Here is a 13386-nt window from a genome sequence, read left to right as displayed (position 1 = left end):
CCGGGAAGCGTGTAACCGTCCGGGGGAAAACCCCGAGAGGACTATCTGCTGGTGATATCGAGGGCGCGAAGCGCCATCTGCTTGACGGCGTTGAGGACGGTGACGTTGGCCTGGTAGGAGCGGTTGGCGGAGGTGAGGTCGGTCATCTCCTGGACGAGGTCGACGTTGGGCATTTCGAGGTAGCCGGTGACGGGGTCGGCGTCGGGGTGGGAGGGGTCGTAGACGGTGCGGCCGGGAGTTTGGGTGTCGACGGCAACCTGGGTAAGGACGACGCCGGTGGAGCCGCCGCCGAGGAACTTGCGGATGACGCCGGAGAAGGGGAGGGCCGGGTCGCCAGAGGCGAAACGGACGACCTGGCGGCGGTAGGGGCCGCCCTCGGGGGTTGCGGTGGTATCGATGTTGGCGACGTTGTTGGCGACGACGTCCATGCGGACGCGCTGGGCGGCGAGGCCGGAGGCGGAGGAGGCGATGGCGCGGATGAGGCTCATGGCGAGGCTCCTTTAGCCGTTGATGGCGGTGCGGATGTTGTTGAGCTTGCGGGAGAGGACCTGGGCAGCGGCCTGGTAGCGCATCTGGGTCTCGGCGAGGAGGACCATCTCCTGGTCGACGTCGACGGTGTTGCCGTCGCGGCGAGTGGAGGTGAGGAGCTGCTGGGGGTCGAGGCCGAGCTGGTCGCGTCGATGCACCGGGGCGGCGATGTGGCGGGGGTCGGTGGCGGCGAGCCGGGCAGACTGGCGGCCGAAGGCGCGCTGGAGCTCGGTTTCGAAGTTGACCTCCTGGCGGACGTAGCCGGGGGTATCGATGTTGGCGATGTTGTTGGCGATGGCGCCCTGGCGGCGGCCGAGGCCCGCGAGCCAGGCGGTTACCTGGGCGATGCCGCGGTCGGCGATGGGGTTCATGGGGTGTCCTCCGTGGCGGGTGTGCCGGGCTTCCAGCGGGCGGCGATGAGGTCGTCGAGCTGGCGGGATTCTGCGCGGGAGCGCTGGAGGCGCTCTTCGGTGCGGCGGCGTTCGAGCAGGAGTTCGAGGGAGCGGCGGTCGCGGCGGCGCTCCATGAGGGCGGCGCGCTCCTCGGCGACATCTTCTTCGGAGTGGGCGAGCGCCGCTTCGCGGGCGGCGATGTCGTGTTCGAGGCGCTGGAGGTAGGCGCCCGCGGCGAGGAGGTCGGCAACATCGACGGGGCCGGCGGGCCGGCCTGCATCGAGGAGGAGGTCGCGGCTGGCGCTGGCTTCGGCGAGGGCACGGGCGCGGCGGTCGCGGAGGGCGATGGCCTCGGCGAGTTCGCGGCGCTGGAGGCGCTCGAGGAGGTCGCGCTGGCGGACGAGCCGCTCAAGCCGCTTCGACGACAACGGCATCGGTCACCTCCCCTGGTTCGGATGCGGGCCCGGCGGAAGCGCCTGGGCCGGGACTGGCGGTCGCGTCTTCGAATTCCGGGTCGATGGCGCACAGGGCGGCGACGGCGTCATCGAACGCGGTGACGTCATCGGCGCGCTGGCGGAGGAAGGCGTTGACGGCCGGGAGCAGTTCGAGGGCACGATCGACGAGGGGGTCGGCGCCGCGGCTGTAGGCTCCGATGGCGACGAGGTCGCGGGCGTCCTCGTAGGCGGCGAGAAGCTGGCGGATGCGGCGGGCGGCTTCGCGGTGGGCCGGGCTGGCAACGCGGTCCATGAGGCGGGAGACACTCTGGAGGACGTCGATGGGCGGGTAGTGGCCGGCGGCAGCGAGGGCCCGGCGGAGGACGATGTGGCCGTCGAGGGTGGCGCGGGCGAGGTCGGCGATCGGCTCGTCCATGTCTTCGCCATCGACGAGGACGGTGTAGATGGCGGTGATGGAGCCGGCTGCGCCGGGGCCGGCGCGCTCCATGAGGTGGGGCAGCATGGAGAAGACGGAGGGCGGGTAGCCGCGGGCGGTTGGGGGTTCGCCGGCAGCGAGGCCGATTTCGCGGCGGGCCATGGCGACGCGGGTGAGGCTGTCGAAGAGGAGGAGGACATCGGCACCTTCGTCGCGGAAGCCTTCGGCGATGGCGGTGGCGGTCCGGGCAGCGCAGATGCGCATGGCGGCGGGGTTATCGCCGGTGGAGGCGACGACGACGCAACTTCGGAGCGCTTCGCGGCCGAGGTCGTGTTCGATGAAATCGCGGACTTCGCGGCCGCGCTCGCCGATGAGGGCGATGACGGTGACATCGGCGCGGGTGCCGCGGGCGAGCATGCCGAGGAGGGTGCTCTTGCCGACGCCCGAGCCGGCGAAGATGCCGACGCGCTGGCCGCGGCCGAGGGTGAGAAAGCCATCGACAGCGCGGACGCCGCTGGGGAGCGGGCGAGCGATCGGCTCGCGGTCAAGCGGGTGGGGCGGCTCGGCGGCGGCGGTGACCCAGCGCACGCCTTCGGGGACCGGACCGCCGTCGATCGGTCGGCCGAGGCCGTCGAGGATGCGGCCGAGCAGCGAGGCGCCGACGGGGGCGAGAGGCGGGAACCCGGTGGCAAACACGCGGGCGCCGGCCGGGAGGACGGCCCGCTCGAGCAGGGCAAGGTGGGCGATGCCTGGCGCCGCCCCGGCCGCCTCGGCGGGGATGGGGGCGCCGGACGGGTCCTGGATGAAGACGAGCTCACCGGGCTGGAGGTTGATGCCGGCGGCGACGGCCATGTCGCCGTTTGCGTGGAGGAGGGTGCCGGTGCGGCGGTAGAGGCTGGCGCCGGCGAGGGCGCGGGTGATGGCTTCGAGGACGGCGCTCACTGGTCGACCCCGGCGGCGCGGCGGATAGCGAGCTCTGCGAGGCTGAGCCGGGCATCGAGGGTGGCGTCGATGGTGCCGTTCCGGAGGTCGATGATGCAGCCGCCGATTTCGACGGCATCGTCGGGGCGGACGTAGGCGCCGAGGTCGCCGAGTGTGGCGGTGACGGCGGCTTCGACGCCGGGGTTGACGCGGATGCTGACAAGCTCCTGGCCGGCGGCGGCGCGGACCGCCTCCTCGCAGGCGGCGGCGGTGAGGGCAGGGTCGGCGGCGTAGGCGTGGCCGACGATCCGGCGGACGGCGAGGATGACGGCGCTGGCGAGGAGCTCGCCGGCGGAGGCAGCGACCTGCTCGCGGATGGCGGCGCCCTCGCGGGCAGCGGTGCGGACGAGCTCGAGGAGGCCGCGCGCCTCGGCTTCGGCGCTGGCAAGGCCGTCGGCCCGGGCGCGTTCGGCTGCCTCGCGGGCGGCGGCAGCGACTTCCCCGGCGGCTGCGGCGCGGATCCGGGCGGCCTCGGCTTCGGCGGCGGCGATGATCTCGGCGGCGCGGGCTTCGGCAGCGGCGATGACCTCGGCAGCGGTGGCGACCGTGGTATCGACGGGAACGGCGGGCGAGGAGGCGCCGACGACGAAGACGTCGCTTTCGGCGCGGGCACGGGACGAGCGGATGACGCGCGGGGGTCTAGCCGACCAGCTCATCGTCGCCTCCGCGGGAGATCACAATCTCTTCGGCCTCGTCGAGCCGGCGGATGACCTCGACGATGCGCTGCTGGGCCTCTTCGACCTGGCGGAGCCGGACGGGCCCGGAGGCCTCCATGTCCTCGCGGAGCATCTGGGCGGCGCGCTGGGACATGTTGCGGAGGATGCATTCCTTGACGGCCTCGGAGGTGGCCTTGAGGGCGAGGGCGAGGTCGCGGACTTCGACCTCGCGGAGGATGCGCTGGATGGAGCGGTCGTCGAGGGTGGCGATGTTCTCGAAGACGAACATCCGCTTCTTGATCTGCTCGGCGAGTTCAGGCTCGCTCTCTTCGAGGGCTTCGATGATGGTCTTCTCCGTCATGCGGGAGGACTGCTTGAGGACCTGGACGAGGACTTCGATGCCGCCGACGGACTGGGTGACGCGTGAGGGCTGGAGGACGGCGCTGAGCTTGCGGCGGAGGACCGCTTCGACCTCGTTAACGATTTCGGGGTTGGCGCGGTCCATGAGGGCGATGCGCCGGGCGACATCGGCGGCAAGTTCGGGCTCGAGGCCGGCGAGCACCTGGGCGGCCTTGTCCGGCTGGAGGAAGGAGGTGAGAAGGGCGATGGTCTGGGGGTGCTCGGAGGCGAGGAAGTTGACGAGCTGCTGGATGTTGAGGTGGCGGAGGAAGCCGAAGGGGACGGTGGGCGAGGTGGCGGACAGGCGGTCGATGAGCTCGGCGGCCTTTTCCTCGCCGAGGGCGAGGCGGAGCAGGTCTTCGGCGTATTCGAGGCCGCCGAGGGAGATGACGTTCCGGGCGACGGCCGCCTCTTCGAACTCCTCGATGACCTCTTTGCGCTGCTCGGGGAGGAGTTCGCCCATGGCCGAGATCTCCCAGGTGAGGCGCTCGATGTCCTCGTCGGAGAGGTGGCGGAGGACCTCGGCCGAGCGCTCCTTGCCGAGGGTGATGAGGAGCGCGGCGGCTTTGCGGCGGCCTTTGAGCTTCTCGTCCTTGGCGACCATGGGCGGCTAGTCTTCCCTCATCCAGGTTTGGACGACGTCGGCGACGGCGCGGGGGTTGGCCTCGGCGAGGCGGAGGACGCGCTCTTCGTGGGGGTCGGAGGGGGTTTCGAGGACGGGCAGCTCCTGCTGCGGCGCCGCGCTGGGGAGGGCGGCGAGGGCCGCGGCTGCGCCTGCGGGGAGGGCCTGGTGGCCGACGGGGGCGGGCAGGCGGAGCTGTCGCTTTGACAGCGAGCGGAGGAGGAGCATGACCAGGATGAAGGCGAGGATGACGGCGAGGATGGGAATGACGAGCTTCAGGTATTCGAAGTAGGCGGCCAGGCCGCCGGGGGTTTCGCCGATGAGGTCGGCGCGGGCGCTTTCGTCGAAGGGGAGGCGGGTGACGCTGATGACGTCGCCGCGGACCTGGTCGAGGCCGACGGCAGCGGCGACGGCGCTGGTGATGGCGGCCTCCTGGGCGGCGGTGACGGATTCGTCGAGGACAACGGAGACGCTGAGGCGCTCGAGCTTGCCGGGGGCCTGGATGGTGGTGGAGGTGGTCCTGGGGATTTCGTTGTTGGTGGTGGTTTCGGTGCGGGTGTACTGGGAGTTGCCGTTGGCGGTGGTGTTGGCGCCGCCGCCGGTGCCGCCGTTGGCTCCCGTGCCGGGGACGTTGCCGACGTTGAGGTTGGTGCCGTTGAAGGTCTCCTGGACGGTGGACTGGGAGCGGGGCACGGCCTGCTGGGGGGTGCCGAACTCGTCCTTCGTCCGGGTGACCTGGTCGAAATTCAGGCTGGCGCGGATGGTGACAGCGCTGCGGCCGGGGCCGACGATGCGGGCGAGGACATCGCTGACGTCGCGCTGGAGGGCGAGTTCGTACTGGCGCTGGAGGTCGAGCTGGGTGGCGGTGGCGCCGGCGGAGAAGGTGCCGCCGAAGGTAGCGCCATCGAAGAGGACGCGGCCGGAGTCGTCGATGATGGTGATGCCCTTTTCGGAGAGCCCTTCGACGGAGTTGGCGACGAGATTGACGATGCCTTTGACCTGCTCGTCGGAGAGGCGGGCGCCGGGACGCAGCTGGAGGAGGACGCTGGCGGTGGCCTCGTGCTGGTCTTCCTTGAAAACGGCCTCTTTGGGGATGGAGATGTGGACGCGGGAGGCTTTGACCGCATCGAGGGTGTTGATGGAGCGGGCGAGTTCGCCTTCGAGGCCGCGGCGGAAGTTGACCTGCTGGACGAAGTCGGTCGCGCCGAAGTTGGTTTTGTCGAAGATTTCGAGGCCGACGGCGCCGCCGGAGGGGAGGCCGGCCTGGGCGAGCTTGATGCGGACCTCGGCGACCTTGTTCGCGGGGACGGCGATGGCGGAGCCGCCGCCGCGGAGCTCATAGGGGATGCCGAGCGACTCGAGCTCGTCGGCCATGGCGGCGCTGTCTTCGGGGGCGAGGCCGGAGTAGGCGGTGACCATCTTCGGGCTGGAGGAGGAGAGGAACAGCACCCAGACGAGCAGGAATCCGCCGATGCCGACGGCCGCGAGCATGACCTGGCGGGAGCGGGGGAGAGAGTTCCAGCGTTCGAGCCATGGTCCGAGCGGCGTGGATTGCAGATTGCCCATGCGACACTCCGGGTGGTGGTGAGCCGAAGGTAGCGATGGGCCGTGCGGCTCCGCATCGGGGAGTCACCGATTGGGCGGTGGCAGTCCCGTGAAGATTGCGGAGAAAACCCTGATTCTCGTGTGCGGTGCCGGCTATGCGTCGAACGCCGGGTCGGCCTCGTCGAGGGGGAGGATGGGCGGCAGGGCGCGGTCGGCGTGGTGCTCGGCGACCCAGCGGACGCGGGCGGCCCAGTGGGCGGGGTGGCTGGCCCAGCCGTGGGTTCGCTCTTCGACCCACTTCCAGTCGGCCCAGCAGAGGAGGGCGGTATCGAGGTCGCGCCGGGCGAGGCGGCGGATCTCGCGCATCACAGGGGTGCGCTGGCGCTTGCGGGGTTCGAACTTATCGGCGAGGAGGATGACTTTCGCGATGAGGGGCATGTCGGCGGCGCCGAGGGTGTGGTCGCGGACGGCGGCGAGGGCTTCGTCGTCGGTGACGCCGAACCGTTCGCGGAGTACGACGGCGGCGATGGGGCCATGGAGCAGGACCGGCTCGAGGCGGTCGGTTTCCGTGATCGGGAGGCCGGCCTCGGCGGCGAGGCGGAGCTGCTCGGCGGGCGGGTGGGCGCGGAAGAGGTCGTGGCCCCAGGCGGCGAGTTCGACGCGGTCGGGGTCGAGGTCCCAGCGGGCGGCGAGGTCGAGGGCTTCGGCGACGACCCGTTCGACGTGGGCGAGGAGGCCGGCGGGGAGGCGGGCGTACCCGGCGCGGACGGCGTCGATCTGCTGGCGGATGGTGCTCATGTGCGCGGGCGGCGCCGGCGCAGTCAGCCTTCGGGGCCGAGGCGGCGGCCGCCGAGGAGGTGCATGTGAAGGTGGTGGATCGTCATGCCGGCGGCGTCCCCGACGTTGAAGGCGAGGCGGTAGCCGGGCTCCCAGACGCCTTCGACGCGGGCGACGTCTTTGGCGAGGACGAACATGCCGGCGAGCACCTCGGCGTGGCTCCATTCGATGTCGCGAGCGTTATCGATGTGCGTCTTCGGGATGATGAGGCAGTGGATGGGCGCTCGCGGGTTGATGTCGCGGATGGCGAAGGCGTGGCCGTTTTCGGCGACTTTGGTGACGGGCACCTCGCCGCGGTGCATGCGGCAAAACAGGCAGTCCTGCATGGCCGCCATTGTGCGGAGGAGCGGCGGTTGTGTCGATGGGGGCGGACTTTGCGGGCGAAGCGCGGACCGGGTACGTTCGCCGGCAGATGACGCAGCCGGCGGGGAGCATCCTTTCGGAGTTCTGGTCGCCGCTGTGTGCGGTGGGCAGCCACGGGCCGGCGGGGCCGAACGCACAGATCTGCCTCTCGGTGTTCGGGGCCTCGATTGTGCCGGAGCGGCCGCGGCTGCTGGTGGTGCTTTGGAAGAGGAACTACACATGCGAGCTGGTGGCGGAAACCGGGACGCTGGCGCTCACGGTGCTGGCCGAGGGGCAGGAGGGACTGCTCGTTCCGCTGGGGCTTCGGAGCGGGAGGGAGGGGCCGAAGCTCGACGGGCTGGCGTACCGGCTGACGCAGGACGGGGACCCGGTCTTCGCGGGCGGGGCCGGCTGGCTCCGGGGGCGGGTGCTCGAGCGGTTCGACCTCGGGGATGCGACGGCGTTCCTCGTCGCGGTGACGGAGACAGGCGCGGGCAGCGGCCGGCCGCTGCGGTGGCAGACTGCGCAGGCCGCCGTCGGGGCGGAGTTCCTCGAGCGGTGGGCCGAGAAGAGTGCGCGCGACCGGGCCGCGGCGGCGGAGGCGATGCGCTGGCTGCCGATGGAGAGCTGACCCGGCGGGCCGTCAGGCGTAGAGGACGTGGGTGCGGAGGAACGCTTCGACGGTGCGGTAGAAGTGGTCGATGGTCTCGGACTTTCGCCAGCCGTGGCCTTCGCCGGGGTAGACGTGGTACTCGTGGGGGACGCCGCGGGCGCGGAGGGAGGCGACGATGCTGTCGCTCTGCTCGCGCGGGACGACGCGGTCGATTTCGCCCTGGAAGACGGCGATGGGGTCGCGGATGCGGGCGGCGTGGAAGATGGGCGAGCGCTCGCGGTAGACGGCGGCAGCTTCGGGGAGGGGGCCGAGGAGGGAGTCGAGGTAGCGGGCCTCGAACTTGTGGGTGTCGGCGGCGAGGGTGAACTGGTTGGCGACGCCGAACATGCAGATCGCGGCTTTGTAGACGCCGGGATACTGGACGAGCGACTGGAGGACGGTGAAGCCGCCGGCGCTGCCGCCCATGATGACGAGCCGGGAGCGGTCGGCGAGGCCGCGGTCGGCGAGGGCGAGGGCGCCGGTGCGGGCATCCTCGACGTCGTAGATGCCCCAGCTGCGGCGGAGCTTGAGCATGTAGGCGCGGCCGTAGCCGGTAGAACCGCGGTAGTTCGGGAGGAGGACGGCGTAGCCGCGGGTGGCGAAGAACTGGGCCTGGGGGTTCCAGGTAGCGGTGACCTGGCTGGTCGGGCCGCCGTGGACGAGCACAACGAGCGGGGGCGCGCCCTTCCCTGCGAAGCGGTCGCTGGCGGGCGGGTAGTAGAGGCCGTGGGCCTGCTCGCCGTCGAAGGAGGTCCAGCTGACCGGCTCGGGGGCGGAGAGCGCGGAGGCGGGGACGAGTTCGCTGTCGCTGCGGCGGAAGACGTCGACGCGGGGCGCCGCCGGGTCGGCGAGGTCGATGGCGATGACGCGCGGGGGCTGCCGGCCGCCGCTGGCGACGACGGCGAGCCGCTCGGCGGCGGGCGAGGCGGCCGGGGCCGAGAACGCGGTGTAGCCGGGCAGGGCCGGGGAGAGGTCGCGTTCGGTGCCGGTGCGCGGGTCGAGCAGGACGAGGCGGTGGAAGCCTGCGGTCGAGCGGATGACGGCGAGGGCGCCGGATGGGAGCTCGGCGAAGGTGCGCATGCCGTGCATCCAGGCGGGGGTGCCGTGCTCGGCCTCGCCGGACGTGAGCTGGCGGACCTGGCCGGTCGCGAGGTCGCGCCGGTAGAGGTGGCCCCAGCCGGTTTCGTCGCTGACGTAGCAGAGGCCGGCGCCGTCGCGGGTGAAGAGCGGCTGGAAGATGCTCACTTCGGGGCCGCCGGCGACGACACGGGAGGCGGAAAGCGCCGGGAGGGGACCGGAGGTATCGAGGTCGGCAAGGCGGAGCTCGGTTGCGTCCCAGGGCATGCTGGGGTGGTCCCACTCGACCCAGGCCAGGCGGTTCCCGGCGGGGTGCCAGACCGGCTGCATGTAGAAGTCGCGGCCCTCAGCGAGGCGGCGGGGCCACTGGCGGCCTTCGGCGTCGACGACGGCGATGCAGTCGACGTCTTCGAAGGAGTGAACGTAGGCGACCCAGCGGCCATCAGGAGAGACGGCCGGGCTCGAGGCGGCGCCGAAGGGCGGGGTGATGGGGCGGGCCGGGCCCCCGGCGAGGTCCTGGCGGTAGATGCGCTGGTCGGCCTGGCCGACGAAGAAGGCAGCGCCGCGGGCGAGGGTGACATCGCCACCGCCGTAGCCGATGAAGGCGCGGACGGAGATTTCGGGGGTGAGGTCGCGGGTGGCGGCGTCGTCGAGGCGGCGGGTGACGATGACGCCGCGGTCGGAGCGGCCTTCGACCCAGGCGAGGGCCTGGCCGTCGGTATCCCAGGCGGGCTCGTTGAGGCGGAGGGCGACCGCGAGGGCGGACGGGGTGATGGGGCTCGGCCAGAGGCCGAACATGCGCTGCTCAGGTGCCATGGGGCCGATTGTACGGTGGGGTGCGGGCAGGCGCCGGGCGGAGGTCAGGCGCGGGGCTGGGTGATGCGGAAGTGGTTGCCGAAGGGATCGCGGGCGCCGCAGTCGATGCCGTAATCGCGCTCCATCGGCTCCTGGGTGATTTCGACGCCGCGGGCAACGAGGGTTTCGAACGCGGCGCGGCAGTCGTCGGTGTAGAAGATGAGGAAACCGCCGGCGGCGCCTTTGGCGACGAGGTCGCGAACCTGTGCGGCGGTTTCGGGGTCCATCATGGGGCCGCCGGGCTCCTGGAGGAGGATTTCGCGGTTATCGCCGGGGACGCCGACGGTGAGCCAGCGCATGACCCCGAGGTCGACGTCGGTGCGCACTTCGAGGCCGAGGGTGTTGACGTAGAAGTCGAGGGCGGCGTCCTGGTCGAGGACGTAGATCTGAGAGATGCCAACCTGCGTGAACATGGGTGGGAGTGTAGCGCGCGTTCCGCGTTCGGGAGCGAGGCCGTATCCTTGGCGGCGATGCCCACACGTCTTGCCCCCGTTTCCATCGACGAACTGAAGGCCATCGCGAAGCGCATCCGGGCGCACATTGTGCAGATGGTCTACGAGGCGCAGAGCGGGCACCCGGGCGGGTCGCTCTCAGCGGTCGAGCTCGGCGTTGCGCTCTACTGGAACCATCTCCGCTGCGACCCGGCGAATCCCGAGGACCCGAATCGCGACCGGTTCATCCTCTCGAAGGGCCATGCGACGCCGTTCTACTACGCGGTCCTGGCCGAACGGGGGTTCTTTTCGACGGAGCTCCTTTCGGGGTTCCGGAAGCTGGGCAGCCCGTTGCAGGGACACCCGTCGATGAAGGCGCTGCCGGGCATCGAGATGTCGGGCGGGTCGCTCGGGCAGGGGCTGTCGTTCGCGATCGGGCATGCGCTTGCGGGTCGCATGGAGGGGCGGGAGTTCCGGTGCTGGGTGATGCTGGGCGACGGCGAGCTGAACGAAGGGCAGGTGTGGGAGGCCGCGATGGCGGTGCCGCACTTCGGGCTGGGGGACCGCATCATCGCGGTGGTGGACCGGAACGGGATCCAGAACGACGGGTTCGCGGACCGGATTATGCGGACGAACCCGCCGGCGATGTTCGCGGGGTTCGGGTGGAAGGTCATCGAGTGCGACGGGCACGACATGGCAGCGGTTGACGCAGCGCTCTCGGAGGCGGAGCAGCCGGACGAGCGGCCGCGGGTGGTGGTCGCGCACACGGTCAAAGGGAAGGGTGTCTCGTTCATGGAGAACAACCCGGGCTTCCACGGGAAGGCGCCGACGCGGGAGCAGCTGGAGCAGGCGCTGGCGCAGATTGCGGAGGGGCTGGCATGACGCAGGCGGCACCGGCAGCGGCAACGCGGGAGGCGTACCCGTACGCGCTCATCGAGCTGGTGGAGCAGGGCGTGGACGTGGTGGCGATCGACGCCGACCTTTCGGTTTCGACGATGGGGTACCAGTTCGGGGAGCGGTACCCGGACCGGTGGTACACCGTCGGAGTGGCCGAGCAGAACATGGTGGGCATCGCGGCGGGGCTGGCTGCCTGCGGGAAGACGGCGTTCATCGCGAGCTTTGCGGTCTTCCTGCCGGGGCGCTGCTATGACCAGCTGCGGACGTCGGTGGCGCAGCCGCGGGGCGGGCTGAACGTGAAGTGCGTGGCGAGCCACGGCGGGATTACGGTCGGCGAGGACGGAATGAGCGCGCAGGCGATTGAGGACCTTGCGCTGGCGACCTCGCTCATCCCGTTCGATGTGGTGGTGCCGGCCGATTTCGAGGCAGCGAAGCAGGCGATCGTTGCGGTCGGGAAGACGACGCGGCCGGCATACGTGCGGACGGGGCGGCCGAAGGTGCCGGGGATCTACGGGAGCGACTACCGGTTCGAGCTGGGCCGCGCGACGAAGCTGCGCGACGGGAGCGACGTGACGCTCATCGCCTGCGGTGTGCTGGTGGGCATCGCGCTGGAGGCGGCGAACCTGCTCGCGAACGAGGGGGTCTCGGCGCGGGTGCTGGACATGGCGACGATCAAGCCGATCGACCGGGAGGCGGTGCTGGCGGCGGCGCGGGAGACGGGCGCCATCGTGACCGCGGAGGAGCACCAGACGACGGGCGGGCTCGGGACAGCGGTGGCGCGGGTGCTGGCCGAGACAGTGCCGGTGCCGATGGCGTTCGTCGGCGTGGACCGGTACGGGACGAGCGGGAAGTGGGACGAGCTGCTGACCTACTTCGACCTGACCCCGGCGCGGGTGGCGGCTGCGGCGCGGGAGGCGATCAGCCGGAAACGGTAGCGGCGGGAGCGTCCGGGCCGGTGCGCGGCGCGAACCTCGCCAGCGCCTCGAGGACTTCCGGGACGTGGGCGGTGACGCGGAAGTCGTGGCGAAGGGCAGCGCGGATGACGCCCTCCTTATCGATGACGTAGGTCACGCGCGGGGGCATCCAGGGGATCCAGCCCTTGGCGTCGTAGCGTTCGCGGAGTTTCCCATCGGGGTCGGCGATGAGCGGGAAGGGGAGGGCATGCGTTTCGCGGAATGCTGCGTGGCGGTCGGCGGGGTCGCCGGAGACGCCGATGATGATGGCGTCGTAGGCGGCGATAGCGCCGTAGTTGTCGCGGAAGGAGCAGGCCTCGGCGGTGCAGCCCGGGGTGAAGTCCTTCGGGTAGAAGTAGAGGACGACGTTCTTCCGGCCGCGGCAGTCGGCGAGGCGGAAGGTAGAGCCGTCGTCGAGGGTGGCGGTGAAGTCGGGAGCGGGCGTGCCGGGCTTGAGCATGGGCGGTAGAACCTCGGGGCAGGGTGTGGCGCTACTGGGTGCGGAAGCAGGCCTGGATGGCGGCGGCGGTCTCGGGCGAGCCGATGAGCTCGCCGACCTCTTCGGCGCGGGCCTCGCCGCGGATGAAGCGGAAGAAGCCGCTCGTGTCGGTCTTGAGGATGACGTCGGCATCGGGTGCGCCGTTGCGGCGCGGATGGAGGTGGCCGTCGTGGATATCGAAGGTCCAGGCGTTCTGCTCGCCGGCGTCGGTGATTTCGATGGTCATGCGGGCATGGAGGTCTTCGGCGCGCTCGGGGTGGAACGAGAAGGTGGGGATGACGCGGACGGCGAAGTCGTGGCTGACGCGGGTGCCGACGTGCTCTTCGCGGATGGGTTCGACGTACTTGCGGCCCCAATCGAGGAGGGCGAGGAGGATGGGGCGGATGTGCCAGCCTTTTTCGGTGAGGGTGTACTCGACGCGGGGCGGGAGGGCCTTGAAGTAATGGCGTTCGACGATGCCCATGGCCTCGAGGCGGCGGAGGCGGTCGGAGAGGACGTTGGGGGACATGCCGGAGCAGCTTTCGAGGATGTCGTTGTAGCGGTGCAGGCCGGACATGAGGTCGCGGATGATGAGGAGGGTCCAGCGGTCGCCGAGGATATCGAGCACCTGGGCGATGACACAGGGGAGGTTGTAGGTACGGCCTGTGTCGGATTCGGCGCGCTGGGCCATGGGTGGTGCTCCGGTATGGGTAGTGTCAAGGTTGTGCGCGGCGCTAGCGCCGGGACTATTGACATGATAGCGCCGGATGCTATGATTCGCCTACGAGCGCTGCTACAGAAAGGCTAGTACCAGCACTCCACTGGAACTAGCCTAGCCCAGGGGCAGTTGCCGGGTCAACGAGCACGGAAC

At 70.8% G+C, this 13386-nt stretch carries 16 protein-coding genes; 3 read left to right on the top strand and 13 right to left on the bottom strand.

Features of this window, described 5'->3' with window-relative positions:
* Positions 1-41: 41 nt before the first annotated feature.
* The 9 genes from flgC to Tbon_RS09195 form a co-directional block, all read right to left on the bottom strand.
* A complete protein-coding gene (flgC, locus tag Tbon_RS09235) occupies positions 42-488 on the bottom strand; it encodes a flagellar basal body rod protein FlgC (RefSeq protein ID WP_158067435.1) in 447 nt (148 codons plus the stop codon).
* Positions 489-500: 12 nt separating this feature from the next.
* A complete protein-coding gene (gene flgB, locus Tbon_RS09230) occupies positions 501-899 on the bottom strand; it encodes a flagellar basal body rod protein FlgB (protein WP_158067434.1) in 399 nt (132 codons plus the stop codon).
* On the bottom strand, positions 896-1354 hold the full coding sequence (gene fliJ / locus Tbon_RS09225) for a flagellar export protein FliJ (protein WP_158067433.1): 459 nt from the start codon (positions 1352-1354) through the stop codon (positions 896-898). Before fliJ ends, flgB begins: the two co-directional genes overlap by 4 nt.
* Positions 1329-2732: a FliI/YscN family ATPase gene (locus tag Tbon_RS09220; RefSeq protein WP_158067432.1), complete on the bottom strand. Its 1404-nt coding sequence runs from the start codon at positions 2730-2732 to the stop codon at positions 1329-1331. The genes fliJ and Tbon_RS09220 overlap by 26 nt, the downstream gene beginning before the upstream one ends.
* The gene (locus tag Tbon_RS09215) at positions 2729-3427 is read right to left on the bottom strand and encodes a FliH/SctL family protein (RefSeq protein WP_158067431.1); all 699 of its coding nucleotides are present in this window, start codon (positions 3425-3427) and stop codon (positions 2729-2731) included. The genes Tbon_RS09220 and Tbon_RS09215 overlap by 4 nt, the downstream gene beginning before the upstream one ends.
* A complete protein-coding gene (gene fliG, locus Tbon_RS09210) occupies positions 3411-4430 on the bottom strand; it encodes a flagellar motor switch protein FliG (RefSeq protein WP_158067430.1) in 1020 nt (339 codons plus the stop codon). Before fliG ends, Tbon_RS09215 begins: the two co-directional genes overlap by 17 nt.
* Positions 4431-4436: 6 nt before the next feature.
* Positions 4437-6014 carry a flagellar basal-body MS-ring/collar protein FliF gene (gene fliF, locus Tbon_RS09205; protein WP_158067429.1) on the bottom strand — a complete coding sequence of 526 codons (1578 nt, stop codon included), beginning with the start codon at positions 6012-6014 and terminating at the stop codon, positions 4437-4439.
* Positions 6015-6146: 132 nt separating this feature from the next.
* The gene (gene yqeK, locus Tbon_RS09200) at positions 6147-6791 is read right to left on the bottom strand and encodes a bis(5'-nucleosyl)-tetraphosphatase (symmetrical) YqeK (RefSeq protein WP_158067428.1); all 645 of its coding nucleotides are present in this window, start codon (positions 6789-6791) and stop codon (positions 6147-6149) included.
* Positions 6792-6814: 23 nt separating this feature from the next.
* Positions 6815-7156, bottom strand: coding sequence for an HIT domain-containing protein (locus Tbon_RS09195; RefSeq protein WP_192497875.1), 342 nt, complete (start codon positions 7154-7156; stop codon positions 6815-6817).
* 35 nt (positions 7157-7191) lie between these two features.
* Here Tbon_RS09195 and Tbon_RS09190 point away from each other — a divergent pair, with 35 nt between their 5' ends.
* Complete coding sequence (locus tag Tbon_RS09190; protein ID WP_225734756.1) at positions 7192-7803, top strand: flavin reductase family protein; 612 nt, start codon at positions 7192-7194, stop codon at positions 7801-7803.
* A gap of 12 nt (positions 7804-7815) precedes the next feature.
* On the opposite strand, the gene Tbon_RS09185 is transcribed toward Tbon_RS09190, so the two are convergent.
* Positions 7816-9717, bottom strand: a complete 1902-nt coding sequence (locus Tbon_RS09185) for a S9 family peptidase (protein ID WP_158067425.1) — start codon at positions 9715-9717, stop codon at positions 7816-7818.
* A 44-nt stretch (positions 9718-9761) separates the two neighbouring features.
* Positions 9762-10169 carry a VOC family protein gene (locus tag Tbon_RS09180; RefSeq protein WP_158067424.1) on the bottom strand — a complete coding sequence of 136 codons (408 nt, stop codon included), beginning with the start codon at positions 10167-10169 and terminating at the stop codon, positions 9762-9764.
* A gap of 57 nt (positions 10170-10226) precedes the next feature.
* Between Tbon_RS09180 and Tbon_RS09175 the strand changes: the two genes are divergently transcribed.
* Positions 10227-11069 carry a transketolase gene (locus Tbon_RS09175; protein WP_158067423.1) on the top strand — a complete coding sequence of 281 codons (843 nt, stop codon included), beginning with the start codon at positions 10227-10229 and terminating at the stop codon, positions 11067-11069.
* Positions 11066-12019, top strand: coding sequence for a transketolase family protein (locus Tbon_RS09170; protein WP_158067422.1), 954 nt, complete (start codon positions 11066-11068; stop codon positions 12017-12019). The genes Tbon_RS09175 and Tbon_RS09170 overlap by 4 nt, the downstream gene beginning before the upstream one ends.
* On the opposite strand, the gene Tbon_RS09165 is transcribed toward Tbon_RS09170, so the two are convergent.
* Positions 12003-12497 (bottom strand): peroxiredoxin, encoded by a 495-nt coding sequence (locus Tbon_RS09165; protein ID WP_158067421.1) that lies wholly within the window; start codon positions 12495-12497, stop codon positions 12003-12005. The genes Tbon_RS09170 and Tbon_RS09165 overlap by 17 nt on opposite strands.
* A 31-nt stretch (positions 12498-12528) precedes the next feature.
* Positions 12529-13206 carry a winged helix-turn-helix transcriptional regulator gene (locus Tbon_RS09160; RefSeq protein WP_158067420.1) on the bottom strand — a complete coding sequence of 226 codons (678 nt, stop codon included), beginning with the start codon at positions 13204-13206 and terminating at the stop codon, positions 12529-12531.
* Positions 13207-13386: the final 180 nt, after the last annotated feature.

The organism is Tepidiforma bonchosmolovskayae, from assembly GCF_008838325.1.
Taxonomy (GTDB): Bacteria; Chloroflexota; Dehalococcoidia; order Tepidiformales; family Tepidiformaceae; genus Tepidiforma; species Tepidiforma bonchosmolovskayae.
This window is presented reverse-complemented; position numbering and strand designations above follow the sequence as displayed.